We start from the raw sequence: 25192 nt of genomic DNA on the forward strand, positions 1-25192 counted from the left end.
AGTACATCGAGGTCTTCCACAACCCACAGCGGCGCCACTCAGCACTGGGCTACCGCACCCCGATCGAGTACGAACTACTCTCCGAACAAGACACCTTGAGTTCTATCGGTGCTTGCGAACGCTCCGGAAGGAGAGCGTTCGGATGCCGAGGTACGCCCCCAACAAGATGCCGAGTTCGGTGAAGAAGCGGTACTTCGAGTTGCTCAGGGAGGGCTATAAGGGTGCGGCTGCCGCCCGGGTGGTGGGGGTCTCGGCCAGCTGTGGTTCGAACTGGTTCATCGAAGCTGGAAGCATGATCGTCCCCGACACCGGCCTGATATCGCCGCGCTTCCTGACCCAGAACGACCGCATCGCCATCGCCGACGGGCTCCAGGCCAAGCAGACCTTCAAGGAGATCGCCGCGTCGATCGGGAAGAGCTTTCAGACCGTCTACCGCGAGATCAAGCGCAACGCGAAGCCGGACGGCAGCTACCACCCCTGGTGGGCCCACAACCAGTCCCTACTGCGGCGTCGCCGTCCCAAGGAGGAGAAGATCCGCGGCAGCGAGCGTGTCAGCGACGCTTGAATTGTGAGCCGTTCCCGGCGGGTGAAAAATGACCCCCTGCGGCAGTTGATGTTGGTCATTCCCCGGTGTTGGCTGCGGGAACCCGTCCGAGGTCGCGACCGCGCATGCGGTAGCTGTCGCCCTTGAGTGAGATCACTTCAGCGTGGTGGACCAGGCGGTCAATCATTGCGGCGGCGACGGTGTCGTCACCGAATACCTCGCCCCAGCGTCCGAAGGGCTTGTTGCTGGTCACGATCACCGAGGCGCGTTCGTAGCGGCCCGAGATGAACTGGAAGAACAGGTTCGCGGCCTCGGGTTCGGAAGGGGATGTAACCGACCTCGTCCACCACGATCAGCGGGATCCTGCCCAGCCGGGTCAACTCATCGCTCAGACGGCCTGCTTGATGGGCTTCGGCGAGGCGGGTGACCCACTGGGCGGCGGTAGCAAAGGCGACGCGGTGGCCGGCCTGGCAGGCCCGGATGCCGAGCCCGGTGGCCAGGTGGGTCTTGCCGGTGCCGGGCGGCCCCAGGAAGATCACGTTCTCCCTGCCGACGACGAAGTCCAGCGTCCCCAGATGCGCAATGACCTCGCGTTTCACCGACCGCTGGTGGTCGAAGTCGAAGTCCTCCAGCGACTTGCGCGAGGGGAAACGGGCCGCCCGGATGCGGCCCTCGGCGCCATGACTGTCGCGGGCGGCGACCTCCCTCTGCAGGCAGGCGGCGAGATACTCCTCGTGGCTCCAGCCCTCGTCGCGAGCCCGCTCGGCGAGCCGGGCCGCCGCATCCCGCAGGGCCGGGGCTTTCAACGCCTTCGTCAGATAGACCAATTCGGAGTCGACGTCGCGGCTGGCCCGGGCCTGGTTCGTGCCGTTCTTCGTGCTCATCACGCTGCCCCTTCACCCGTGCTCAGTCCGCCATCGATGACGCCGAAGATCCGGTCGTAGGTGTCCAGCGATCGCTCCTCGACCTCCGTCACCTCCGGCGCCGGTGTTCTCTCGGCGGCCGTCTTGCGGGCGGCCGCGGCAGCGGCCGCGTGGTCCGGGTCGGTGATGGTCTGGTGTCGAGCCCAGCTGCGGGCATGGCGGGCGACCTCGACGCCGTCGCAGGTCACCAGGACCTGGTCCAGGTCGGCGGCGACCTCGATGCGGCGGCCGACGGCCAGCGGATGCACCGAGTAGTCGCAGGTGTCGAGGCGGACGTAATGATCCCGCGGCAGCCGCAGCGATGCCTTCCACCAGCCCGGCGGAGCGATCGGCGGCAAGGCAAGCATCCGGGAGCGGTCTGCTTCCAGCCGGTCCGCCGGGCGGGCCTGCAAAGTGCGGTGGATACGCCGGTTCGCCTTGGTCAGCCAGTCGGCGAGCTGGACGTTGAAGTCGGCCGGCGAGGTGAACACCCGCCCGGGCAGAAACGACGTCTCGAGATATCCGTTGGCCCGCTCGACCAGGCCCTTGGCCTCCGGATCCCGCGGCCTGCAGAGCAGGAACTTGATGCCCAGCAGTCCGGCGAACGCGGCGAAGTCATCGGTCAGTCGGGGCCCTCCGGACCGCCAGGAGCCGACGGCTCCCTCGTTGTCCCAGACCAGCACCCGTGGGACGGCTCCCAGCTCGGTCAGCAGCCGCCAGTGTCCGGCGATCAGATCGGCTGCCGATCTGGAGGGCAGCATCCGGGCAGTGATCCACCGCGAGTAACCCGCGACCATGACCAGCACCGGCGGCCGTCCGACCTGGCCGAAGCCGAGCGGGATGTCGGCCGGCGGGAACCACAGGTCGCACTGGCCAATCTCGCCCGGCTCATAGACCGTCCGCGAAGCTGGATCCGCGGGTCGATAGGCCGGCCGCAGGTCCCGGACCCGGTCCTTGAGCACGGTCAGGCCCCGGTCCCAGCCGATCCGCTCGGCGATCACCGTTGCCGGCATCTCCGGCCACTGCTCGAGCAGTTCACGGATCTGCGGCTCGACCGCGTCCACGATCGAGCCCTTCGGCGCCCGCTGGTACTTCGGCGGCGCGTCGTCCGCGATCGCCCTGCGGACGGTGTTCCTCGAGATCCCCAGCTTCCTTGCGATCGCCCGCACCGGCATCTGCTCGGCCCGATGAAGCCGGCGGATCTCCGCCCAGTCCTCCACGCTGATCACCACTCCTCCCGGCCTGACTCAACGAGCCAGACCCTTGGAGGGGGTCAACTTTCAAGCGTCGTTACCGGTCCACTTTTCAGCCGTCGCCGACACTGCGCACGCTCGTGCGCGAGAAGCTCACCGAGAAGTGGTCGCCGCAGCAGATCGCGCGTTACCTGGCCCGCGAGTACGCGAATGACGTGATGATGCGGGCCTGTCCGGAGACGATCTACCGGGCCCTGTTCGCCGGCATCCTCGGCCGGTGCGAAGCCAAGCTCCGCACCGGCCGCACCCGCCGCAAAAGACAGCGCCGAGGCGTCCCCACCCTGAACAAGATCAAGAACATGACGCTCATCCACGACCGTCCGACCGAGGTCAACGACCGCACGGTTCCCGGACATTGGGAGGGGGACCTCATCATCGGCCGCGGCCAGGGCTCGGCGATCGGCACCCTGGTCGAGCGCACCACCCGCTATGTCCACCTGATCCACTTGCCGCATGGCTGGAAGGCTCCGCAAGTCCGGAACGCGCTGATCACGCAAACCGCGCACATCCCGGCACGGCTGAAGAAGACACTCACCTGGGACCAGGGCCGTGAGCTGACCTTGCACGAGGACATCGAGGCGCTGACGGGGTTCCGGATCTACTTCTGCGACCCGCACTCGCCCTGGCAGCGCGGCACCAACGAGAACATGAACGGCCTGCTGCGACAGTACTTTCCGAAGGGCACCGACCTGTCCGTCCACACCGCCCAAGGCCTCCGCGAAGTCGCCCGCCAGCTCAACCACCGCCCCCGCATCACACTCGGAGACAGGACCCCCGCCGAGGCCATGCGAGAATGCCTGTCAGGCCTATTGACCAGGTGATTCGCAACCACTGATTGAAACCGCCCACCATCCCCGCCGCCAGTTAGCCACCGCAGCTGGAACCCAAACCGTGGGGCACGTCAACCCGTCACCCAAACCTGCACCAGACCCAAGCAGCGGGCGCACGTATGCGAAGTGTGACCTAGTAAACCAGCAGATGAGTATTGGTTGCTTATGTTGGCGACCCCGCGTCGTGTCACCTTGGGGAAGCAGGTGACAGTCTGAAAACGGGGAACGGATGGACAGACACGCGGAGCGTGCTGATGCGGGTCGACGCGAGGCGCCGAAGCCAGCCCCAGCTTGGCAACAGCGCTTGAACACCGTGCCTTTGAGGATCTTCCTCGGCGCGACCTTTACTTACGCTGGTCTGGAAAAGATCAGTTCCTCGCACTACCTCGCGGGGCCAGCGGACCCAGGATCCTTCACAGCTCAGGCGCGCACTGCCGCTGAGACCAGTTCTCTGGATCCGGTCTTGGACTTCGCGCTGGGATTCCCCACCCCCGTCGCACTGCTATTGGCCTTTGGTGAGTTGGCTGTAGGCCTTGGTACGTTGCTTGGCTTGTGGACTCGGCTGGCAGCGGCCGCGGGAGCAGTCATCAGCATGTGCCTGTGGTTCACGGTCAGTTGGGATGTCCATCCGTACTACCTCGGCAGTGACGTTGCCTATCTCCTGGCCTGGACTCCGCTGATCCTTGGCGGGGCGCCAGTAGTCTCCGCTGACGCGGTGCTTCAACAGCGCCGTTCCGTGATTCAAAGTTCGGGTGCCTCGTTCAGCGCCGCGCGCAGGCGTGTCCTGTTCGAATCGGTCGTAGTGGCACTTGGGATGACTGGTCTGGTGCTGCTGGCAGCGTCTGTGCTGCGGCGGATGGGGCAGCGGCAAGGCGCGGACCGCGGCGCGTCCGTACAAGCGGCACGGCCCTCGGCAGGAAAGATGGGAACCCCAGTAATCGTTTCTGTCGATGCCGTACCGGTCGGCGGTGCGGCAACAGTGGCAGACCCAAAAACTGGCGACAAGGTCTACGTAGTCCAGCCGAGATCGGGCACGTTTATTGCGCTGTCCACCGTCTGTCCTCATGCCGGCTGCGCGGTGAACCCGCCAAAGAACGGGCAGTTGGTTTGCCCTTGTCATGACTCGCGATTCGACGCGACCACTGGGAGCGTCTTGCGGGGGCCAGCTCGTCAGGGCCTGACTCGATACGACGTGACCCGTACCGGTAAGCGCCTCGAGATCACCCGACAGACCACACCATAGACAACGGGTGAATCGCCCCCATTGTTGGCATGTCCCGTCACTTGAGAAAGGTCCGCCCGTGCGCGTCACAGCAGTTCTGACCGCCTTTCTGCTTTGCGTCGCAGGAGCGATTGCCGCGATTACTACACAGTGGACGACAGCCCAGCCCCATACGGTGTCTGACCAGACTTCAGATCCGCGGACCTCCTCGCAGAACCAGAACCCGCTCCCTTCGGCCAGGGAGACGCGATCATCTGATGCCTGGACGCAGCAGAGCCTGGCCAAGCAGTTGGTCGCAGAGTTGAACGAAAAGGACCCAGGAAAGGCGTTGGCCAGCCTGGACAGGACTATCCGAGGATTCCCAGAGTCGGCTCGGTTCTGTCATCCCGTGGCCCACGAACTCGGTCATGCCGCACTTGCCAAATATGACGGAGACTTCCGGGCAGTGTCAGAATTCCGCAGCGACGTGTGCGGATCCGGATACATGCATGGCATCGTTGAAGAGAAGCTTCGCGAAAGCAGCGATCCGACGGCCGAAGTAACGACTCTATGCGCACCAGAACAGACACAGTCCTGTATTCATGGTATCGGACACGGGGCGATGTTTGTCACTGGGCTGGACATAGCCAAGGCCGAGAATCTATGCGCAAGATTCTCATCCTCGGGAGCTGCTACCGCGTGTTCAGAAGGAATCTACATGCAGCTTTTCGAGCCAGATGAAAGCGATCCATCTGCCATGGCGAAGCTTCCTGCGGATCGACTGGCGGAGGAGCCTCTTTACCCGTGCCCCGGGCGGCCTGCAGAATTCCGCAGCGCCTGCTACTATTACGCACCGGCTTACTTCCTGCAGCGAAACAACTACGCCAGTGATCAAACGGCATACGCGAGAGGGCTCGCTTGGTGCCGCAATGCGCCGGCGGAAGATAGTGGCATGTACACGTGCACGAAGGGCCTCGGCTCACGGCTCATGAAGTACAACATCGACCGCGAAGTCTGGTCTGCTGAACAGTGCGAAGCGGCTGCAGCCGATCAGCGCCGTCCCTGTATAGAGGGCATGGTGAGCTATTACAGTGTTCACCACCATTCTCGTAATGCAGTCCAAAAACTCTGTACAAAGCTCTCTGGCCGAGCCGAGACTCATTGCAATGAAGCCGCTGGGTACAGCACTTCGGCCGACTGAAGCAAAATATGGACCAGCCGCCCTGCCGGACAGCATGACGAATGGCTGCTACGGCCCGGGGCCCTTCTTGAGGTATGAGAGGGTGGATCCGTCGGGGGATCATCCTAGTGGGCGGGTTGGAGCCACGCCAGTACTGCCGCGGACAACGAGTTCGGGTTCAAAAAGGACCTCGTCCGCAGAAACCGCATCTCCGGATACCTGCCGCAGCAGCAGGCTGACGACCGCCTGCCCCATCGGTTCAACTGCCTGCCTTATCGTCGTCAGGGGAGGATCTACCAGGGGCATGAACGCTGAGTCATCGAACCCGACTACAGATACGTCTGCTGGAACATCCAGCCCCAGCCTGCGGGCGGCGCGGACGGCGCCTAGAGCAAGGACATCACTGCCACACACCAGACCTGTCACACCGCGCTCGAGGAGATGAGAAGCGGCAACGGTACCGCCCTCCAGGGTGTACATCGTCTCGGCAATGAAGGAATCGACGTCCGGAACACCCAGGAAGGCGTGCGTAATAGCGCGAAATGCCGCAATCTTGCGTGCAGCAGGTACGTGGCCCTGGCCACCTACGATGAGCCCGATGCGTTGGTGCCCTAGAGACGCCAGATGGCGGGTGGCGAGCTCCACGGCCCGAGCGTCATCCGTCGACACGCAAGAAATCTGCAGGTTCTCGACTATGCCATTGACGGCAACTACGGGAAGACCGCGCTCCACCAGCCGATCGTAGTGCTTATGGTCCGCGTCCCGCTCTGAGTGAAGACCGCAGACAAACACCACTCCTGAGACCTGGTGCTCCAGCAGCATGTCGACGTAGTCGCTCTCCTGCACTCCGCCCAGAGTCCGGGTGCAGAGCACTGGTGTCAGGCCGCGGCCGGCGAGGTTGCTGCCCACGACTTCGGCAAACGCTGGGAACACAGGGTTGCCCATCTCCGGAATAACCAGGCCAACAAGACGATTCGGACTTCCCCGGAGTTCCGGCGGACGGCTGTAGCCAAGAACGTCGAGAGCCGTCAGAACGGCCTCCCGAGTGGCCGCCGCCACACCCGGTTTGGCGTTCAGGACTCGACTCACCGTCGCCTCGCTGACGCCTGCGTACTCCGCGACTCTCGTCAACCTACTCGCCATGGCGGCAAGTCTATGACAGAATCTCGCAAATTCTGCAGGAAACTTTCGGTGGTGGACGGGCGACACGACGTGCCGAGACCGGCATGCGGGGCGCCTTGCCTCGAGGCAAGGATAGAGACGGTGGACATCCTCTCCCTCCTGAAGGGGGATTCCCGCTTGCCGTGGCGTTGAAGGCTGCGGTGTCGAGTGGATTCCTGCTTCGCCGCGCGGTGTCGGGACGAGTCCCGGTCTTACCTGCACTTCACAGGTTGACACGGCCAGTCCGGCGACCTTGGCGTTGTTGACCGCCGCGTTGATGTCCCGGTCCCGGACCGCCCTGCATGTACCGCATGTCCAGACACGGGCGTTAAGGGGCTTGGGGCCGTCCTTGACGCCGCACTGCGAGCACACCTGAGATGTGGGCTCGAAGCGGCCGATCCGGACGAAGGTGCGCCCGTATCGGGCGGCCTTGTACCGCACGCACCTGGCCGAGTCGGTCCACGACGCCGGATGGTCCGCGTTCGTGCACATGCTGGAGGGTGAGTCCCTTCACCGCCAGGTCCTCCACGGCGACCGATTGGTTCTCGCGGATCAGCTGAGTGGAGAGCTGGTGGTGGAACGCGCGGCGCGCGTCGGCCACCGCGTGAAGGTGGCTTGACATGGAAGGAGGTGCTGGACTGCACGACGATGCGGTGGCGAGGACGCCCGGTGCGCCGCCTTGCTGGCACCGGAAAGGCCCGCGCCGGTCCGGGTTGGGAGCGACCGGTGCATCGGCCTGAGCCGACAGCACCAGCGTGTTCCCCGTGCACAGTTGGGGGTCCCGGCCCCGTCCAGAGCCGGCATCTGGGGACCGGCTCCCGCGAAGCGGTCTGTTCCGGCTTGCCGACGACCGCCTGGTCGATGTCACCCGCATCGTGCTCGGCCGGCGAACACGGGCTTGCACTCGCCGACCGCGCACGTAGCCTTGTTCACGAGTTGCAACTGAACGAAGCCACAGACGTGATCTCCCTGGGGCCAGCAGGCAAGGACGTTGTGGGTCGCCGTTCCGGGGCAGTCGAGGGCGGCCCGTTGCGGCGGACGAAGACCACGTGCAACATTTCACCCGGCGCCCACCGCGCGACGAAATGGACGCCAGCGTGTCCGGCACCTCGGCACGCCACCTGCCCCAAGTCAGCCAGATCAACGATGGGCACGCGCTGGCAGTCCCGTGCCCCGGCGCTTTGGCAAGATGAACTTGCGTGCCGCAACTCCCAGCACATCAGCCTAACGGCCGAGCCTGAGCGCCACTCCCTCACCATGGACGAGGTCGTTAGTGGCTTAAGTCAGTCCGATGTGTCGTCACGAGTATGCTTTAAGCGGTATGCCGGGTCGTTTCGGATGGAAAAAGATATCGCCGCCAGGCCGATTCCCGATATGACCAAAGCGAGAAGTATCGTTGCGACCATTCTCTTCTATCTCTCTGAGTGCCATGACGCGACGCGTTCCTAAGACGCATTGCATGCATACGCGGCATACTCTGCACTGCTGCCTCCTGCCAAGGGGCGTTGTCGCGGAGGATTCTGGACGGTCGTCGACTTTGATCTCATGACAGCGGCCAGCACCCTTCCCGCGCATGAGTGAGAACTACTTAAGTGTCGCGTCTCTTGGTAGGTGCCTAAACGGGTGTGCGCTGCTCGTGACCCGCTGGGGATGCCGCGGGACGTTCTGGCGGCATCTGGCCTGGAGGAGATGCGGCGAAGCGCTCATTTTTGTCCGCCCGGCGCTGCTGCCATAGAGATCCGGCTTTGACGCTGGGGGAGTTGAGGCCGAGGGCGTCATCCAAACGACTCTGCAACTGAGCGATGCGGTGATCGAGGTCAGACAGGGCTCGCCGGTAGCGGTGGCAGGCCCGAAGCGCACGGAGCAGCCGTATTTCCGCAGCACGCTGCCGGTCGGTTGCTCCGGCCAACTCCCCAGTCAGTCGGTGCATATTTTCCACCATAATTGCGAATGCTTGATTCGTGATCATCGCGGTACGCCTATGGATCTCACAGCGTCGCACCAGTTCATGATAGGCCTGGCTTCGGAGGAACATATTGTCTCACCAACCTAATCTCGTACGTTAGCGTGATAGCGCCGCACTGCTCGATCTAGTGCCTGAGCGGCCTGGGTACGTATGCGCTCATAGGTGCACTGGCGAGAGAGGAGCCCGCTGCCTTCGTGCCACCTTTGATTCCTCTTGGCTTCGGTACGTGGACCTTAAGAGTCCAGGGCATCGGAATAAGCGTGAGGCGCCAGTGACGCAATCGAGGTGGCTGCCACCAGGTAGAGAAGGCCTGTGCGCCTCTGTGGCGTCACCGAGCTGCGGCATTCACCTTTAAGCAGGTCACTCCAGTGCGTGCACTTTAGGGCACCCGTGGACAGGGGGACGTAAGTGGAGCGAACTCATTTACAGGTGCGAAACCCTCGCGCAGACGGAGGTTCTGCCGGATTCGTTGCAAGTTGTCTTCGTGTCGTCGCGCTTCTCTGCGCGGGCAGGGGGCGCCTAACCGCCTAACGCCGGGGCGTTTGTACCAGGGAGAGCTATGAGGACTGAGTATCTGAGACTCTGGCGCATCACACGGACCGGCTCCCGTATCGTGTTCTCGTGCGAATGCCTGCGCCGTTCGGAGGAGCCATGCGCGGGTCATAGGACGGTGAGGTCGGCAGGTGTTTGGGATCTGACGCTGATCTCGGATAGCCTGCTGGATCTGCATACCTGCTTCCGGGCTCTTCGTCGTTCGCCTGATTGGGGGCCGCGCAGGAGGCGCCCAGCCGACGCGAACGCAGTTTCAGGCGGCGTCGGAAGGCCGTAGCGGAGGCTGCCCGGTTGTGGACGCGCGGCACAGGGCTGCGCCTGGCCTCGTTCGCGGCAGAACGTCATCGCGTTCGACGACCTCGGGACCGGCAGCTTGCGCAAGGCTCGGGCGCCGAAGCTGGACCCCGGGCCGCCGAGCAGCTTCCTGCCGAACGGAGACCCCGAAGCGAAGGCCTGCCCGCGCATGGGAGCGCCCCGGTTCAAGTCCCGTAAGGACAGCCGGCAGGCCCTACGGTTCACCGCGAACGCCCGATGGAAGATCACCACCGGCGGGGACCTGTCCCTGCCGAAGATCGGGGACGTGCGGGTGAAGTGGTCCCGCACTCTTCCCTCGATCCCCTCCACGGTGACCGTGATCAAGGACGCGGCGGGAAGGTACTTCGCGAGCTTTGTTGTGGCGACCGAGCCCCTCACGCTGGCCGAGAGTGACAGGGCCGTTGGCATCGACCTGGGCTTGGGGCATTTCGCCGTCTTGTCCGACGGCACGAAGATCGACGCTCCTCGCTTCCTGCGCCGGGCTGAGAAGAAGCTCAAGCGTGCGCAGCAGGCCCTCAGCCGCAAGGCGAAGGGCTCGAACAACCGGGACAAGGCCAGGACCAAGGTCGCCCGCGCTCACGCGCAGGTTACCGACGCGCGGTGCGAGTTCCACCACCAGCTCTCCACCCGGCTGATCCGCGACAACCAACCAGCGGGTATCGGGGATGTAGGCCAAACTTCACCGTTGGGCGGTGGCCGACGAAGGCCGCAGGTTCGACGATCTGTTCAACCTCGTGTGCGACCCGGCGACGCTGCTTGTGGCGTTCGAACGAGTCGCGGGCAACAAAGGGGCCAAAACGCCCGGAGTGGACGGCCTCACAGTCGTCAACGTCGAGCAGGACATTGGCCCTTATGGGTTCCTGGAGGATCTTCGCCACGTACTTAAATCGCCGGCTGTGCCTCCAGGGCATCTTGTATGTGCTGTACAACGACATCGCCTGGCAACTGCTGCCTCTGGAGCTCGGGTTCGGCTCAGGGCAGACCTGCTGGCGGCGCCTGGATCGCTGGCAGAAGGCCGGGGTCTTCGACCGGCTGCACCGGATCCTGCTCGCCGAGCTGAACGCGGCCGGCGAGCTGGACTGGTCGAGGGCATGCGTGGACGGCTCCCACATCCGCGCGAAAAGGGGGCGCCGACACCGGTCCGTCGCCGGTCGACCGGCGGAAGACGGGCAGCAAGCACCACCTGATCTGCGACGGACGCGGCATCCCGTTCAAGGTCATCACCACCGCGGCCAACGTCAACGACGTCACCCAGACCTTCGCCCTGGTCGACGGCATCCCGCCCGTCGCCGGACGCCCCGGCCGCCCGCGACAGCGTCCCGAAGCCCTGCTCGGAGACAAGGGCTACGACTCCAACCCCAACCGCCGCGAACTGCGCAAGCGCCGGATCCTGCCGGTCATCTCCCGCAAGGGCGCCCCCAACATCCAGGGCCTGGGCAAGATCCGCTACATCGTGGAGCAGACCTTCGCCCTCCTCCACCAGTTCAAGCGCCTCGCCGTCCGCTGGGAACGTCGCACTGAAATACACGACGCCTTCGTCTCCCTGGCCTGCAGCCTCATCTGCTGGCGCCGACTCAAGAAGCATCGATCATGATCGTGTTACGAGCTCTACGGGAGCGGAAGTCAAGGGGGACTGCTCCTACCTTGGCATGCGGCACACCGCGAAGACCTGCCCTCACAGCAGAAGTTCGTCTGCGTCTCATGTGGCACTCATGCGCACGCTGATACGGCCGGCGAGGCTTGCGACGGGTCAGCCCGGCTCCCGTAGAACGCTCAGGCAACCGGCATAGCGAGAAGTCACCCTCTTCAGGGGGTGGAGGGAGCCGTAGAGACCGCCAGCCGGAAAACTGTTGCAGGGCTAGTGGCTATTCTGTCTGCACAGAAGTCGTGTTCACGGGAGGCATTCGCCCTCGTCGGGCTCCACCACTCGATGTATCTACCCCGAGCAGTGCCGGCCCAGCTACGCCGTGTATCTAAGTAGTGGACGCTCATACGGCAGGTGAGCTTTCGGCGTTCTCATGGGAGATAGCGATGCGCTCAACCTACGGAGGGTCGATGGCCGCCAACCCAAGGCGCAGAGGTGCGCGGCGGAAGCTGGTGCATCGGCGGGATCGGGCATCCGGCTATGAAAATCTGACTCGCCGGTGGGTGGCTCGCACGCACTGCTTGATATGGCGCGCACCGATAGGTGCTTTTCCGGATCAGATTATGGGCCTAGTTGCTGGAAACCCAGACCGAAATTTTGACAGTGAAGTGTAAATGTGATGACCAGGAAATGGATGCGACCAACCGTAGTTACCCAGTTGGCGAGTAGATTCCCTGAGTTGCTGAGAAACCAGGATTCGCCACTGCCTTGCACCGTTGACCCGAACCTATTCGACCCCGACGCTGGCGGGCCTGCTTCCCTGGCCCGTTCTCTTTGTTATCAGTGCCCGCTTGTGCAAGCCTGTGCTGCCTATGCGTGCCATCACCACAGGCGAGGGATATGGGGCGGCACGACCGAGCGTGAGCGACGCCTTGCAGGATATCCCCCCCGGCCCTGCCATCCTGCCGGGCCGGACAGCAAAGGCGAGAATTAACGAGAGGCGATGATGCGGATTTATTGATGGCGCAGTATTGCGACGCCCGGAGGGAGTTCCAGGAATGGTCGTGACAGTAATCAGTGCGATTTTTATCGTATCGGCGGGATTGGGTGCCCTGCTTTTCTCTCTGGAATGATCAAGGATGCATCCTCAGGCGCCGCGAACCGCGCGACAAGGAAAGCGATCGGCTCGCCGGTAAAGATTCCCCATGTTTAAGGTTCTGAGGGTCTCGAGGACGCTTGGCAGGGCTCTTGCAAAGTCGCATTTCTCTGACGTTTTCGCTCGCCATTGGTGATTGCGAGGAGGCCGAGTGGGGTGGTGAACGGTTCGTGCGGACAGGCTGCTGACGGCTTCGGTCATGTTCGTGGTGCCGGTGGCATGTAGCCGGTTGAGGGTGGCCATGTTGTCGGGCTGTGACCGGTGCGGATCGGGGAGTGGCCCCCGTCTCATAGGGTGTCCCGCACGTAGTGGATCTTGTTTTTCGGTGTGCCGTTGGTAGCGCAGGCTCACTTTGCAATCGCCTGCCCCATGAGCAGTGTGAGTATCCCGAAAGCCGATCACACCAGCTCTTGACCAGCGACTTCAAGTTGGCGGAGGCTCACGGTGGTGTGCACCTCCTCGCGGGCCTTGGTGCGGCGCTGCTCCGCCATGACGATGCACGATCCAGATAGGTCAGGGTGCGGTGGCGGCACTAGCTTGATCTTTAACCTGTGCGGCGGGGTCTCGGGGCTGTCGAGCCCGTTCAGCTCTGGCTGTCCGACCTACCCGTCGACACCCCGCTGACCACCCTGGTCGGCCTGGCCAAGGCCGCACCTGGAACGGCTGGCACCACCACGTCACCCTCGTCTCCGTCGCTCATGCCTTCTGCACCCTGCAACGACTAGCCAGATCCCCAAAAGGCACGGCGCCGGCCCGAGCCTCTGCCGCGTCGTCCGCGAGCTACAAACCTTCCTCGCGACATGGACGGGTCTGATGCACGATCGGGTGAAATCTGAACTGGCTTGCCCTGTGGGGTGGGTGGGAAGGATGTCGCTGTGCCCAAGCCTTATCCGGAGGAGTTCCGCGAGGATGTCGTGTGGGCCGCGAGGAACCGCGGTTCGGGCGTGACAGTCGAGCAGGTGGCCGCCGACTTCGGAGTCCACGCGATGACGCTGTGGAAGTGGATGCGCCGCGCGGACATCGATGACGGGACCAGCCTGGAACTACGGGTCCGTGAAAGAGCTGGCCACGGGTGGAATTCCGGTTACAGTCACGCGCAGGGTCGGATGCGGTCGACGGGGATCGGAGTGCCGTCCACGATCACATAGTCGTCCTCGCCGAGACCTGTCAGGGCTTCGTGCAGGCCGGGTGCCCACGCGGCCAGCACGTCGAGGGTCTCCTCGACGCAGCACCAGGCCGTCGCCTCCGAGACCCCCGAACCCGGCACCGACCTGGGCGAACGTTTCGTTCTTGCAGAGGTGGGCCAGGACGAGCAGGACTTGTTTGAAGCAACCAGGCTTCCGCCAGGGCGACTTGATCTCACGCTTCGGGCGTAGATCAGCCAGGAGGCATGCTCGACGAGCTCATGCGGGACGTCGAGCATGGAAAGATACGGAACCAACAGAGCCCCTCGGTCGCCGGTGTGATGGGTGAGATCACCACGCCAACGACGAGGGGCTCTGCCACGTCACCATCCACACCGACCAGCCCATTTCACCCCTGCGGCACAGGATGAAAGAGGTTCACTGAGCGAACGGACTTTCGAAATAAAGTCTCAGAGGAATATCATTGCGTCTTTCAGTGTCAGAATCCTGTCGCTCTTGCAGCTAGATTCCTCTTCCCCGTCAGTGGAATTGCTGGGAGAGCAAATGGCCACATTGAAGCTGTGATCATATCCGAAAGCGTGCGCAGTGTGCGTGTTAGCGTTTTCTAGCATGTATTCGGCGTCCTTGAGTGCCTTCGGGTAATCCTCATCCGTAGAACACGTCCTGACACCGTCAATCTCAACCCGCGTGGGACATGGTTCCTGTGCGTCAGTTGCTGACGCTTGCGGAGCGATGGCGACAGAGAATGCTGCGACCACAGTCATTAGGAGGGATGCCTTTTGGAGAGCTTTAAGAGTCATTTCATTCCCCTTTCCTGTCTCCTATTGTGCATAAGGGATGATCCACTGCATGAGTAGTTGATACCTGTCGAGTATCACGAAGGGTCCAGGTTTCAGCATCTGAGGGGGCAGGGTTACGGTCCTCTCGCGCTCCCGGTGGTGGCCATTGAGCCCTTTCCAACCTGATGCGCGAGCTTGGCAGTTGGGCTGACAACATGGTGAAGCCCCTGGCCGAAGCCGTCCGTGCCGTTTCGACGAAGGCGCATCTGATCCTGGACGGCACGCTGCTGACGATCGACCGGATCGCCGCCGGCCGGCCCTTTTACTCCGGCAAACACAAGAAGCACGGAATGAACGTGCAGGTCATCGTCGATCCCAAAGGCCGTCTGCTGCGGGCCTCACCGGCGGCCCTGCCCGGAGTCGTCCACGACGTGAAAGCAGCCCGCGAGCACAGCTGCTCCTCCAGCTGCTCGATCGTCTTGGTGAGTTCGGCGGGCAGCGGCACCGTCTGGCGCTCGGCGGTGCGGACGTGCTCGCTCCAGTCGCAGTCCGGGCGGGAGGTGTCGAGGTCGTGCAGCCGGTCGTCTTCACCTGGTCCCAATCGATCGGGTGGCTCGGGCCGCGCCAGCCGCAGGCCACGGGCGGCCCGGCAGGCGGCCGCTTCGGGTCAGGCCCTTGTACGTTCACCAGTCGCTCGTTCGGTACCCGCTTCTGCCGCTGCCCGGCACACCAACTTGTAAGACCCCATCAGCGGTCCGACGAGCCTCCAGGCCCGGTGACCCTACTTTCAATCATGACCTACCGTCATCACCAATAAGGGGGAAGTCAGGCCGGTCATGCTGCCCGCCGCCTCTTCCTGAGTATGTATTGCGCATGGCTCTACTGCTTCTGCGGCGGATACATTGCGGCTCGCTCATACTTCGATGAAGGAATTGGACATGAGGTTTCTCCGTACAGTCACTGTTGGCGTACGGCATCTGTATAGGACCGATCACATTGCGCCATGATCGTGCGCGGCACCACGCAACTGCGGTGGACCGCAACCTGGGACCAGCAGGGCTGTGTGTCAACAACGGCCTGGGTGGCTTTGTGACGCTGACGAACGCCGCATCTCTCAGCTTCAACCACTTCACGCCCTTCTACGAGGGTGTCGTGGCATGTACGGGCGGGGTTCCGACGTGACGTCGTATTCGGTTCTCGTACCTTTCCTGCCTCGTCGGCCCGAGCAGCTCCTGCCGTACGCGGGTCTTGTCCACTGGACCCAGGCAGAGCGGCTGTGGCAAGGCCAGGCTCTGCTGGTGGAGCCTCACCAGGGCTTCGCATATGCGGCAGGCTCGGGTTTCAGGGTGCCCATGGGGCTAGGGGTGACCCTCATGCCGTTGCGTCACCCCTTCGAGGCCGCTCTGCAGGCTCGGTCACTGGCGATGACCACTGGTCAGCCCGTGACTGCCGGGTTCGGCCCAGGCGCGAAGTCCCTCCAGCAGAGCTTGCTCGGTGCGCCCTACGCGAGCCCGCTCACCGCGGCTCGGGAGTATCTCACCGCTGTACGCGGGCTGTTGGCGCACGAGGTCGTCGACGTCAAGGGCGAGTACGTCTCCTGTCACGGCTCTCTGCCGCCTTTTCCGGCTCCACCGGTGGAGATCGGACTTGGAGTTCTGCGACCGGGCATGGCCAGGCTCGCCGGAGAGATCGCCGATGTTGCCATCACCTGGCTGACGCCCGCTGTCTACCTGCGGGACGTTGTGCTTCCGGCGATGCGTGCTGGGGCGGAAGCGGCGGGACGGCCGGTGCCCCGTCTGACCGCGATGGTGCCGGTTGCGCTCAAGCATCCTGGTCACGTGCCGGCGGATCTGGCGCTGGCCAGCAACGCCGCCCACTTGAAAGTGCCGCACTACATCGACATGCTGCGCCGGGCCGGTGTGGACGTCGAGGGCGCGAACCCGGCGGCCGGCGCCAGGGCTCTGGTGGACGGCGGGGCCTTCCTCAGCGGTGACACCGACCAACTGCTTGAAAAGCTCAAGGCGTATGAGGCAGCGGGCGTAGATGAGGTCGTCCTGAACCTGACTGGCGTGTACAACCTGGTCGGCGCGCAGGCGGCGACGGCCGACCTGAAGACGCTTCTGACTGCTCTGGCCCAGTAAGTACGTAGCCGTTCCAGCTCACAAGGCCCGCCGTCAACAACGGATTTCGGTGCATCGATGAGTGCTGCCCTGGTCCAGGACCCAAGCCTGGCCAGAGCGGGAGCGGTTCAGCTTGAATCCGCGCCTTCGGATGCTTCGCATTCGAGTTTTCAACTGAGTGTGTGAAGAGGGGAAATGCATGTCTGCGGTGAAAGAGCACCTGATGAGCTGGGCAACCGGCCGTGCGGGGCGGTTCCCTCGTGGGCGGGAGTCTGCCCTGACGGTGGTCCTCGAGGATGCCCAGCACCTGTCGGCTCTGCTCGCCTCCGACGTGGTGGACGACAGGACGATGGTCTTCGCGCCCGGTCATGCTGGCGGCTCGGACGGTCCGGTGGTCGTCGGCTACGAAGGCTCACTCAGCGAACCGGGCGCGGAGTTCTCCCACGACCCCGGCTTCTACCTGCAGATCCAGGCATACGGCATCAGCGAGTACATGTCGGTGGTCGGCCCCACCCTGATCCGGGTGGCTGAAGGTGCGGACTTCGAGATCTATCTTCGCGATGCCGACCGCGCACGCCACGAGGGTGTCTTCGCCGAGTTCCTGACCAACCCGGTGATCCAGCTGGCGGATCTTCCCGCCCTGGGAGCGGGTCTGCAGGAGGACGGCCCGGTGCTCCGACTGCACGTGGGGCGGTCCGGGGAGTTGTCGACCTCCCCGGGTGGCAGGCGACTGGGCACCGTGGGTGGAAGCTTGGACCAGGTCGCCGCCGAGTGGGCGCGCGTCAACTCCGAGAGTGCACAGCCCTGCGCGGTGTGCCTGGGCGGATGGCTGCCGGAGCCGACCCGGGCCTCCGCTCTGGTCGCACGGCCATGGCTCGGACGATATCTCGCTGCCCTGCGCGGCATTCGTGACGTCCGGGCGCGAGGTCTGAACATCACAGGGGTGTCCGGTTTCGGCGGCCGCCTCGTGCCCGCCCTGAGTGAGCTGCCCGATGCTGCGGATGCCATCGATCCCGCACTGCCGCTCTTGCTGTGGACGGACGACGCCGTGTATGCCCACTGCGCATCCCTCGGGCGGAGCTTTCAACTGGACCATGCCGCCGCCGAGGTGACGGAGGCTCTACTGGTGTGCGGTTCAGTGGAGGCCGCGGCCCCCTTCGCCGACCGGGAGAACCTCGAACGTGTGCGAGTGCTGTTCGCTCGTGCGGGCATCGAACTCGGCTCCCGCGTTCTCAGTGCTGCGAGGACGGGATGATGGACGCGGCACTGAACAGGCCCTTGCTCCCCGGCCGCGCCGGCGCGCTCCTGGCGGAACTCGGCAAGAGAGCGGTGTGCTGTGACCTCTACGACGAGGTCGGCGCTCGTGTCTACCACGACCTGGCGGGGCAGGACACACACGAGGTACGTGAACTGTTGACCCTGGTACGAGCCGTACCCGGGCCGGTGCTCGACCTGGCGGCCGGTTCCGGACGCCTGACCATGCCCCTGCTGGCGTCGGGACGGAGCGTCACCGCACTGGAGCTTTCCGGTAGCATGCTGAAGTTGCTGAGTGCGCGGCTCGCCGAGGCGCCCCAGGCCCTGCGGAACCGGTGTACAACGGTGCAGGCCGACATGAGCGAATTCGCCCTCGGGCGGGAGTTCGGTGTGATCGTCCTGGGCACGACGTCTGTCTCTCTGCTGGACGCCCCTGGCCGGAAGGGCCTATACCACTCCGTACGCGCCCACCTCGCACCCGGTGGCCGCTTCCTGCTGTCCACCGTGGACCTGGCCGCCGGTGACAAGGCGTCGGCCGAGACCGAAGTCGAGTTCACCACCGACAGCGGCCGGACTTACCGGATGTTCGAGTACTGGACGCCCGGAGCGGAAGCCCGCACCGTCACGGTGTTCCCGGCGGTGATCGGAGAGGGACAGGCCGACGTGTGCACCACCAGTATCCGCGTTTTGTCGGCCGATCAGCTCGAAGATGAACTGCGCCAGAGCGGGTTTGCCGTGTGCTCCCGGCGCCTGCTGCCCGATGTCGGCGCGCGCCATCACAGCGTGCTGATCGAGGCGGAGGTGACCGCGTGACCTCCAACCGGAACGCTTTGTGGCCCTCGCTGCTCACACCCGATCAGCACGGCCGGGACGACCTGTGTGCGGTGTCTGCGGAAGGCGTGCGCGTGAGGTTTGCCGACGGGCGGGAACTGCTCTGCGGCACCAGCGGCCTGTGGAACGCCAACCTCGGATACGGCAATCAGGCCATCGCCGAGGCTGCTGCCGAAGCACTGCGCACGGCCTCGTATCTGAGCGTCTTCCGCTACGAGAACGAGTACGCCCGACGTGCGGCGGATGCCCTGGTGGAGCTTGCGGGCCCCGGACACTACGGGCGGGTGCTGTTCTCCACCTCGGGCGGCGCGGCCAACGATCTGGCGATGAAGCTCGCCCGGCAGTACCAGGCACTGCGCGGCAGGGGCGGGCGCAAGGTCGTGGTCGGCTTGCGCGGCAGCTATCACGGTCTGACCTTCGGCGGCTTCGCCCTGACCGGTGAGGACCTGGGGCAGCAAGTCTACGGGGTCGACCAGCGGCTGGTCCGGCACGTCACTCCGAACGAGTCCGGGGAGCTGGCGACGCTCATGGCCCGCCAGGGCGCTCAGGTCGCGGCGGTGGTGGTCGAGCCGGTACTGGGCTCGGGAGCCGTGCCGCTCAGTGAGGAGTACGTCGCCGAGTTGCTTCGGCTACGAGCAGAGCACGGATTCCTGCTGGTGGCCGACGAGGTGGCCACCGGGTTTGGCCGCACCAGGGACATCTTTGCCTCCCAGCGGTGGCCGGCCCAGCCCGACCTCCTGATCACTTCCAAGGGTCTGACCAACGGCACCAGCGCCGCCGCCGCGGTGCTGGCAGCACAGTCGGTGGCAGATGTCTTCGACGATACGAGCGTGGTCCTCAGCCACGGCGAGACGCAGGCCGGAACGCCGGTGGCCTGCGCGACCATCCTGGCCACCATCTCCGAGATGCGCAGGCTCGACGCGGTCGCCGTGGGGCGGAGGCTGGCCAGCCGACTGGAGGAGGAGCTGAGCAGGCTTGTCGCCGAGCATCCCCTGGTGACCGGCACGACCGGCGTGGGCTGCTTCCGGTCGGTTCGTGTCACGGCGGCTGACGGGAGCGGAGCTCGGCTGCCGCAGGCCGAGGTCCCTGCGCTCGTCGCCGCAATCCGGGAGGCGGGTGCCATCGTGCACCCTGGTCTGCATGGCATGCAGCTCTTCCCCGCGCTGACCTACACCGACGCCGAGCTGGACGAACTCCTTGCCTGTATCCGGGCGGGTCTCGGCCTGTATGCCGACCGGGTCGCCGCGCGAGCGGAGGCCCGGGGGTGAGGACCACGGGCGACAACAATCGGCAGCCGCTGAGCGGGATGGACGAACTGGCGCGGCTACTGAGGCACGACGCCGCCAGCCGCGGCAGGAACGTCACGGTTCTCGTCGATGACGCGGTCCGTGACAGCGTGATCCACGAGCGCGTTGCGGGCGCCCTCGGCGGGGCGTATGCCGAGACCCTCGTGTTCCACGGATCCGGCGATGTGCGTAGCGTGCTCGCTCTCGCGGAACGTCTGGCCGGTGCGGAACTGGTCGTCGGGCTGGGTGGCGGCTCCCTGCTCGATCAGGCCAAGCTGGCCACGCTGGCGATGGCGGGCCCGGAGGTGTCCGCCCGGCTGACGGTGCCCCAGCGCAGTGGCCTGATCGTGCTCGCTCCCAAGCCATTCCGGCCTGTGCCGCTGATCGCCGTACCCACCACCGTGGGTACGGGATCGGAATCCAGCGCTGTCGCATGCCTGACATACCAGCAGGGAAAGCGACTGGTCATGGGCAAGGCACTGCGGCCTGAGATCGCCGTGATCGACCCTGAAGCCACAACCACGCTGCCGCAGACCCTGGTTGCCGAGGGCGTGCTCGAAGCGCTGTTCCGCTTGGTGAGCCCGTATGTCGGCGACCACGGCAACCTGCCGCCCCAGGACGCACGCGTAGAGGACGCCAGCAGGCGACTGGTGCGGCTCGGATACGAGGTGCGAGACGCGGCACGGGCCGGACAGCGGTGCTCCGACGGGCTTCGGCTCGAGATCGCCGAGCTGAGCAGCAGCAGCCATAACGAGTGGTTCCACTCGGGCCGCGATCCGTACGCAGTCAAAGGCTGGCTTGTTGCCAACGAGCTTTCCTCGGCACTTGCGATCCGCAAGATGACAGCGGTATCCGCCCTGTTGCCGCCGTTGTGGCGTGCGATCGATGCCGGCGAGGGGCGATTGGGTTCGGCTCGGCGGCTCCGGCGGCTATGGTCTCTGCTCCGGTCGGAAGGCTCGGAGCAACTCCCAGCAGACCCGGTCTCTGGGGTGGCCACACTCATCGACTCGTGGAGGATCGACCGGAGCGTCCTTTTGACGCCTGGCCAGGCCGAGGCCATTGCGCAGCGGATCGTGCGGGCTTGGGGCGCAGGGCTGCCCATGCTCGGTGGTCTTGCCGCAGACGACCTGTTGAGCCTGCTGCGCGAGGCCGCCGGACAGGAACCTCAGGTCCAGGGGCTGCCCCCGGCAGCGTGAACAGCGCCGTGTGCGCTCATTGAAGACTTCCGTTTCGGTCCGCAGTCCAGCGGCTCGAAGCGGGGGAAGTGAAGAACTTCGGCAGAAGAAGGAGGGGAAATGCAGGAGATCGAGAAGAGCCAGCCGGTGCTGGAGCTGGGTATGCAGGAGCTCGAGGCCATGGACGCGCCCGGTTGGTGGACCGCCGCCGGTGTCAGCGCCGGAATTGTTGTCAGCGCTTCGGCTGCCTACGGCAGCGCCGCGCTCTCGGCCGCGGCGATCACCTGATCCCGATTAGTGTCAAGTCACCGGAGTAACCAGTGACGACACGATCGTAAGAAACGTTCGGACCTGAACTGTGAGGGGGTGTCATTAATGCAGGAGATCGAGAAGAACCAGCCGGTGCTGGAGCTGGGTATGCAGGAGCTGGAAGCCATGGAGGCCCCCGGTTTCTGGACCGGTTTCTCGGTGGGCGTCGCCATCAGCGGTACCGCCGCCGCGAGCGCGGCTGTCAGCGTGGCCGTGAGCGTCGCCACGTGATGAATTACGGGAACTGATGCCGGGAGTCTGTGGTGGCGCGCAGCATCCGCCACCACAGACTCCCGGCTGCCACACAGAAAGTAGCACCGAGCAGTGGATGAGGAGCAGGCATGAGTAATAGGAGTCAGCTGGCCATCGCCTCGGCGATGGCTGGCCTCTGTGCGCTGATCGCATTGGGAATGGTGATGACCACGATGAACCTGTCCGGCGGGGTACGAATTGGCGTCACCGCCGTTCTCGTCCTCGCACTGGCGGGCGTCATGGCTGTCGTCGGCGCCGTCACAGCACGGAGCCGTCGTGAGTGAGGTTCCCATCATCGAGTTTCACGGCGTCAGCAAGCGGTTCGGGCCGGTATCGGCGGTGGAGGATCTGTCCTTCACCGTCCGGCCCGGACGAGTCGTGGGCCTGCTAGGCCGCAATGGCGCCGGCAAGACCACGTCGCTCCGGATGCTCCTCGGGCTGACCCGACCCATTGCGGGGAGCGCGACCGTACTCGGCCACGCCTACGGCGATCTGCCCCATGCGGCCCGAAGGGTCGGTGTCAGCATGGACGCGGTCGGGCCCACCTCGGGAACCACAGGCCGCCGCGATCTCCTGGTCTGGGCCAGAACGCTGGGCCTGCCCACGGCCCGAGTGGATGAAGTGCTCGACCTGGTCGGCCTCAGCGACAGCGCCGATCGCAAGGTCAAGCGCTACTCGACCGGCATGAAACAGCGGCTGTCCCTGGCCACAGCACTGCTGGCTGACCCCGAACTGCTGGTACTCGACGAGCCGGTCAACGGCCTGGACCCGGACGGCATTCGGTGGCTGCGCGGACTGCTGCGCTCCCTTGCCGCCGAGGGACGCACCGTTCTGCTCTCCAGTCATCTGCTCGCCGAGGTCGAGCAAACCGTGGACGACGTGGTGATCCTGCAGCGCACCCTGCGCTATGCGGGCGAGCTCAGCGCCCTGACCTCCAGCGGTACGGAGCGTCTGGAAGACCGCTTCTTCGAGTTGGCGGGAGCGGGCAGCGGAGGGGATAGGCATGCGTGAGGCTTTGTGGGGCGAGTGGACGAAGGCGTGGACCGGCCGCGCCTGGGCCGTGCTGACCTCGATCGCCGTCTTCATGTCCCTGCTGACGAGCTTCGGCTACGCGGCCGAGGGCGACAAGAGGTTCGGAGCGGGCCAGACCGACATCGCGGCCGTCACCGACGACGTGGTGCGTTCGTGGATGATGACCTTTCTGTTCGCCTCGCTGTTCGGTGCGCTTCTGGTGACTCGGGAGTACTCCTCCGGCTCCGTCAGCCGCTCCGTGCTCCTGACCAGCAGAAGCCGCCTGTTCACCGCGAAGCTCCTGGTCGGCACCGCCGTGGGCGCTCTGTCCGGGCTGCTCGCCGTCCTGCTGGCGGCTGTATCGAGCTGGGTGACGCTCGCCGGGTACGACCGAAGTCCTGAGTGGACCTCGGAGACCTCGCTGATCGCCGTCGGTGTGTTCGCCTGCAACGTGCTAGCCGCCCCGTGGGGTGTCTTTATCGGCTGGATCATCCGGCACCAGATTGGCGCCGTGGGTGCACTGATGGCTTTGACCTTGCTCCTCGACCCCGCTCTGCAACGCCTGGTACCCGATTTCGCGAAGTACCTGCTCACGATCGCGATGAGCTCGGTCTACCGGGACGTGCACACCGATCTACTCTCTCCCGGAATCGCCCTCCTGGTCATAGGGGGTTGGCTGAGCGCGGCCGGGTTCGCGGCGCACAGGCTGTTCCGCTCCCGCGACATCAGGTGAGGCGAACCGTAATGTCCTCCAAGACCGCGCCGTCGGTCGCGATCGCCTCTGAGCTCCTGGCCCGGCCCAGGCTCGCTGCCGACGTGTCGGTGCACGAGCCTGCCGAGGAAGGAGCCCCCTGGGTCATCCAACGCGGCCAGCACAAGTACTTTCGTGTCCAGCCCGACCTGGCTCGACTGGCGCTCGCCGTCAACGGAACACGCGATCACGTCGGCCTAGCAGACATCCTGGGCCCGCCGTGGACCGTGGAGGCGGTTGGCACTGCCGTCGGCAATCTCGCAGACGGTCGGCTGCTCGACAATGGCGAGCGGGCCAGGCAACGCGGTCGGTGGGTCAAGTTCGTCCCGCCCCTGACCGTGCAGTTCACCGTGCTGAGACCCGAGCGCCTGCTGCGCCGGTTCTCGCCGCTCGTCAGGCTCCTGACGAGCCGAGCGGGGGTGGCTGCGGCCGTCACGCTCGCGCTGAGCGGTTTGCTGGCGCTGGCCTCTCAGGCGCCCCAGGTGAGGATGGCCTTGGGGCAACCGCTGCCGTTGTCCACGTACCTGTCCGTCGTCGGCGGAGTCCTCGTCACCACAGCGGTCCATGAGTTCGGTCACGGCGCCGTCCTCAGCCACCACGGCGGCCGACCCGGGCGGATGGGCCTCATGCTGTTCTACATGTCGCCCGCCTTCTTCTGCGACGTCTCCGACGGCTGGCGGCTCCCTCGTAGGCAGCAGCGTGTCGCGGTGGCCCTGGCAGGGATCGCCACACAGGTGGTCATCGCCGGCGCGGCGGCCATGGTCTCGCTGTTCGCCGAGGCGCATATACGGGACGGCCTGCTCGTCTTCGCTGTCGTCACCTACATCTCCGGGCTGCTCAACCTGACTCCGTTCGTCAAGCTGGACGGCTACATCGCGTTGATGAGCTATCTCGACATCCCGCACCTGCGGGACCGCGCCCTAGAGGACGCACGGTGCTTCACAGCCCGGATCCTGTTTGGCGGACGCTATGAACGCCGACTTCCTCAGCGGTGGGCGATTCCCTTCGGCCTCGCCTGCATGGCCTTCCCTGTCTACATGGTCGCCACGGCCATGCAGCTGTGGGCGGACTCGCTGCAGCGCCTCGGGGCCTTCGGCGCGTCGCTGGTGCTGTGCGGCATCTGCTACCTCGCCTATCACCTGGTGCGCGGTCTGGTGCGCGTGGTTCGTGAGGCGAGGACCGGAGGAGCCCATGCCCTGCGGATCAGCGCCGTGGTGACACTGGCCGTGGCCGTGGCCGCAGCGGCCCTCACGTTCGTCAAGGTGCCGTACGCCGTCAGTGGCGGCTATCTCGTGCGAGACGGCGGGCAGGTCGAGCTCATCCTCGCCCCTTCGGCCGACCAATCGGTGATTCGCGAGAACACCACAGTTCGCCTGTACCGGGCGGGTGTAGCCGCCCGAACGGAAACCGGCCAGGCCGTCGTCGCCGGCGACGACGGCAGCGACACGACCGCACCCCTGTCAGTGTTCCTGCCTGTGCGCACCGACGTGCTGCCCGCGCCCGCTGTCAGCTATCTGCTGACGACGAGCAAGACCCCCGAGGACCGGGTGGGTGTGGCCCAAGTGGATGCCGGGACCAGGTCAGTCGGGGCGTGGTTGTACGTCAGGTACGTCGCTCCGGCCTGGCGCTGGTAG

The 25192-nt window shown here is 65.0% G+C and carries 20 protein-coding genes and 8 pseudogenes; 22 read left to right on the forward strand and 6 right to left on the reverse strand.

Going from position 1 to position 25192, the window contains the following annotated elements:
• Window positions 1-142 precede the first annotated feature (142 nt).
• A complete protein-coding gene (locus ACIQMR_RS36570) occupies window positions 143-565 on the forward strand; it encodes a helix-turn-helix domain-containing protein (RefSeq protein ID WP_401397042.1) in 423 nt (140 codons plus the stop codon).
• A 55-nt stretch (window positions 566-620) separates the two neighbouring features.
• Here ACIQMR_RS36570 and ACIQMR_RS36575 read toward each other — a convergent pair whose 3' ends face one another.
• The 3 genes from ACIQMR_RS36575 to istA are packed head-to-tail and all read right to left on the reverse strand — an operon-like array spanning window position 621 to window position 2675.
• Entirely contained in the window at window positions 621-803 is a 183-nt protein-coding gene (locus tag ACIQMR_RS36575; RefSeq protein ID WP_401397045.1) for an ATP-binding protein, read from the reverse strand.
• Complete coding sequence (locus tag ACIQMR_RS36580) at window positions 751-1428, reverse strand: ATP-binding protein (protein WP_401397048.1); 678 nt, start codon at window positions 1426-1428, stop codon at window positions 751-753. The genes ACIQMR_RS36575 and ACIQMR_RS36580 overlap by 53 nt, the downstream gene beginning before the upstream one ends.
• On the reverse strand, window positions 1428-2675 hold the full coding sequence (gene istA / locus ACIQMR_RS36585) for an IS21 family transposase (RefSeq protein WP_401397051.1): 1248 nt from the start codon (window positions 2673-2675) through the stop codon (window positions 1428-1430). Before istA ends, ACIQMR_RS36580 begins: the two co-directional genes overlap by 1 nt.
• A gap of 68 nt (window positions 2676-2743) precedes the next feature.
• On the opposite strand from istA, the pseudogene ACIQMR_RS36590 reads away from it, so the two are divergent.
• The 4 genes and pseudogenes from ACIQMR_RS36590 to ACIQMR_RS36605 all read left to right on the forward strand — a co-directional run.
• A pseudogene (locus ACIQMR_RS36590) lies at window positions 2744-3520 on the forward strand (IS30 family transposase); the annotation flags it as partial.
• Between the two features lie 238 nt (window positions 3521-3758).
• Window positions 3759-4262 (forward strand): annotated as a pseudogene (locus ACIQMR_RS36595) (DoxX family protein); the annotation flags it as partial.
• Between the two features lie 189 nt (window positions 4263-4451).
• Window positions 4452-4772 carry a Rieske (2Fe-2S) protein gene (locus ACIQMR_RS36600; RefSeq protein ID WP_401397106.1) on the forward strand — a complete coding sequence of 107 codons (321 nt, stop codon included), beginning with the start codon at window positions 4452-4454 and terminating at the stop codon, window positions 4770-4772.
• A 367-nt stretch (window positions 4773-5139) separates the two neighbouring features.
• The gene (locus ACIQMR_RS36605) at window positions 5140-5931 is read left to right on the forward strand and encodes a hypothetical protein (RefSeq protein ID WP_401397054.1); all 792 of its coding nucleotides are present in this window, start codon (window positions 5140-5142) and stop codon (window positions 5929-5931) included.
• 99 nt (window positions 5932-6030) lie between these two features.
• Here ACIQMR_RS36605 and ACIQMR_RS36610 read toward each other — a convergent pair whose 3' ends face one another.
• Both ACIQMR_RS36610 and ACIQMR_RS36615 read right to left on the reverse strand, forming a co-directional pair.
• Window positions 6031-7053, reverse strand: coding sequence for a LacI family DNA-binding transcriptional regulator (locus ACIQMR_RS36610; RefSeq protein ID WP_401397109.1), 1023 nt, complete (start codon window positions 7051-7053; stop codon window positions 6031-6033).
• Between the two features lie 339 nt (window positions 7054-7392).
• Window positions 7393-7563: pseudogene (locus ACIQMR_RS36615) on the reverse strand (zinc ribbon domain-containing protein); the annotation flags it as partial.
• Between ACIQMR_RS36615 and ACIQMR_RS36620 the strand changes: the two are divergent.
• The 5 genes and pseudogenes from ACIQMR_RS36620 (at window position 7502) to ACIQMR_RS36640 (ending at window position 12483) form a co-directional block, all read left to right on the forward strand.
• Window positions 7502-7690, forward strand: coding sequence for a hypothetical protein (locus tag ACIQMR_RS36620; protein ID WP_401397117.1), 189 nt, complete (start codon window positions 7502-7504; stop codon window positions 7688-7690). The pseudogene ACIQMR_RS36615 and the gene ACIQMR_RS36620 sit on opposite strands and share 62 nt — an antisense overlap.
• Window positions 7691-10046: 2356 nt before the next feature.
• Window positions 10047-10574: pseudogene (locus ACIQMR_RS36625) on the forward strand (RNA-guided endonuclease InsQ/TnpB family protein); the annotation flags it as partial.
• Between the two features lie 182 nt (window positions 10575-10756).
• Window positions 10757-10882, forward strand: a pseudogene (locus tag ACIQMR_RS36630) (hypothetical protein); the annotation flags it as partial.
• Window positions 10883-11033: 151 nt separating this feature from the next.
• Window positions 11034-11498: pseudogene (locus ACIQMR_RS36635) on the forward strand (IS5 family transposase); the annotation flags it as partial.
• A 685-nt stretch (window positions 11499-12183) separates the two neighbouring features.
• A complete protein-coding gene (locus ACIQMR_RS36640) occupies window positions 12184-12483 on the forward strand; it encodes a WhiB family transcriptional regulator (protein ID WP_401397112.1) in 300 nt (99 codons plus the stop codon).
• A gap of 1267 nt (window positions 12484-13750) precedes the next feature.
• Here the strand turns inward: ACIQMR_RS36640 and ACIQMR_RS36645 are convergent.
• Window positions 13751-14127 (reverse strand): annotated as a pseudogene (locus tag ACIQMR_RS36645) (transposase family protein); the annotation flags it as partial.
• A gap of 687 nt (window positions 14128-14814) precedes the next feature.
• Here ACIQMR_RS36645 and ACIQMR_RS36650 point away from each other — a divergent pair.
• From ACIQMR_RS36650 to mpaP, 12 genes and pseudogenes are all read left to right on the forward strand, one after another.
• Window positions 14815-15021, forward strand: a pseudogene (locus ACIQMR_RS36650) (transposase family protein); the annotation flags it as partial.
• Between the two features lie 726 nt (window positions 15022-15747).
• Window positions 15748-16710: an LLM class flavin-dependent oxidoreductase gene (locus ACIQMR_RS36655; RefSeq protein ID WP_401397056.1), complete on the forward strand. Its 963-nt coding sequence runs from the start codon at window positions 15748-15750 to the stop codon at window positions 16708-16710.
• Between the two features lie 178 nt (window positions 16711-16888).
• Window positions 16889-17944 (forward strand): daptide biosynthesis RiPP recognition protein, encoded by a 1056-nt coding sequence (gene mpaB / locus ACIQMR_RS36660; protein WP_401397059.1) that lies wholly within the window; start codon window positions 16889-16891, stop codon window positions 17942-17944.
• Complete coding sequence (mpaM, locus tag ACIQMR_RS36665) at window positions 17944-18756, forward strand: daptide-type RiPP biosynthesis methyltransferase (protein ID WP_401397062.1); 813 nt, start codon at window positions 17944-17946, stop codon at window positions 18754-18756. Before mpaB ends, mpaM begins: the two co-directional genes overlap by 1 nt.
• On the forward strand, window positions 18753-20042 hold the full coding sequence (mpaD, locus tag ACIQMR_RS36670; RefSeq protein WP_401397065.1) for a daptide-type RiPP biosynthesis aminotransferase: 1290 nt from the start codon (window positions 18753-18755) through the stop codon (window positions 20040-20042). The genes mpaM and mpaD overlap by 4 nt, the downstream gene beginning before the upstream one ends.
• Window positions 20043-20080: 38 nt before the next feature.
• A complete protein-coding gene (mpaC, locus tag ACIQMR_RS36675) occupies window positions 20081-21256 on the forward strand; it encodes a daptide-type RiPP biosynthesis dehydogenase (protein WP_401397068.1) in 1176 nt (391 codons plus the stop codon).
• 99 nt (window positions 21257-21355) lie between these two features.
• Entirely contained in the window at window positions 21356-21523 is a 168-nt protein-coding gene (locus ACIQMR_RS36680) for a daptide-type RiPP (RefSeq protein WP_401397071.1), read from the forward strand.
• A gap of 87 nt (window positions 21524-21610) precedes the next feature.
• Window positions 21611-21775 carry a daptide-type RiPP gene (locus tag ACIQMR_RS36685; protein WP_401397074.1) on the forward strand — a complete coding sequence of 55 codons (165 nt, stop codon included), beginning with the start codon at window positions 21611-21613 and terminating at the stop codon, window positions 21773-21775.
• A gap of 110 nt (window positions 21776-21885) precedes the next feature.
• The gene (locus tag ACIQMR_RS36690; RefSeq protein WP_401397076.1) at window positions 21886-22080 is read left to right on the forward strand and encodes a hypothetical protein; all 195 of its coding nucleotides are present in this window, start codon (window positions 21886-21888) and stop codon (window positions 22078-22080) included.
• Window positions 22073-22807 carry an ABC transporter ATP-binding protein gene (locus tag ACIQMR_RS36695; protein ID WP_401397078.1) on the forward strand — a complete coding sequence of 245 codons (735 nt, stop codon included), beginning with the start codon at window positions 22073-22075 and terminating at the stop codon, window positions 22805-22807. Before ACIQMR_RS36690 ends, ACIQMR_RS36695 begins: the two co-directional genes overlap by 8 nt.
• A complete protein-coding gene (locus tag ACIQMR_RS36700) occupies window positions 22800-23540 on the forward strand; it encodes an ABC transporter permease (RefSeq protein WP_401397081.1) in 741 nt (246 codons plus the stop codon). The genes ACIQMR_RS36695 and ACIQMR_RS36700 overlap by 8 nt, the downstream gene beginning before the upstream one ends.
• An 11-nt stretch (window positions 23541-23551) precedes the next feature.
• The gene (gene mpaP / locus ACIQMR_RS36705) at window positions 23552-25192 is read left to right on the forward strand and encodes a daptide biosynthesis intramembrane metalloprotease (protein ID WP_401397084.1); all 1641 of its coding nucleotides are present in this window, start codon (window positions 23552-23554) and stop codon (window positions 25190-25192) included.

It is taken from the genome of Streptomyces sp. NPDC091376 (assembly GCF_044757085.1).
Classification (GTDB): Bacteria; Actinomycetota; Actinomycetes; order Streptomycetales; family Streptomycetaceae; genus Streptomyces; species Streptomyces pratisoli.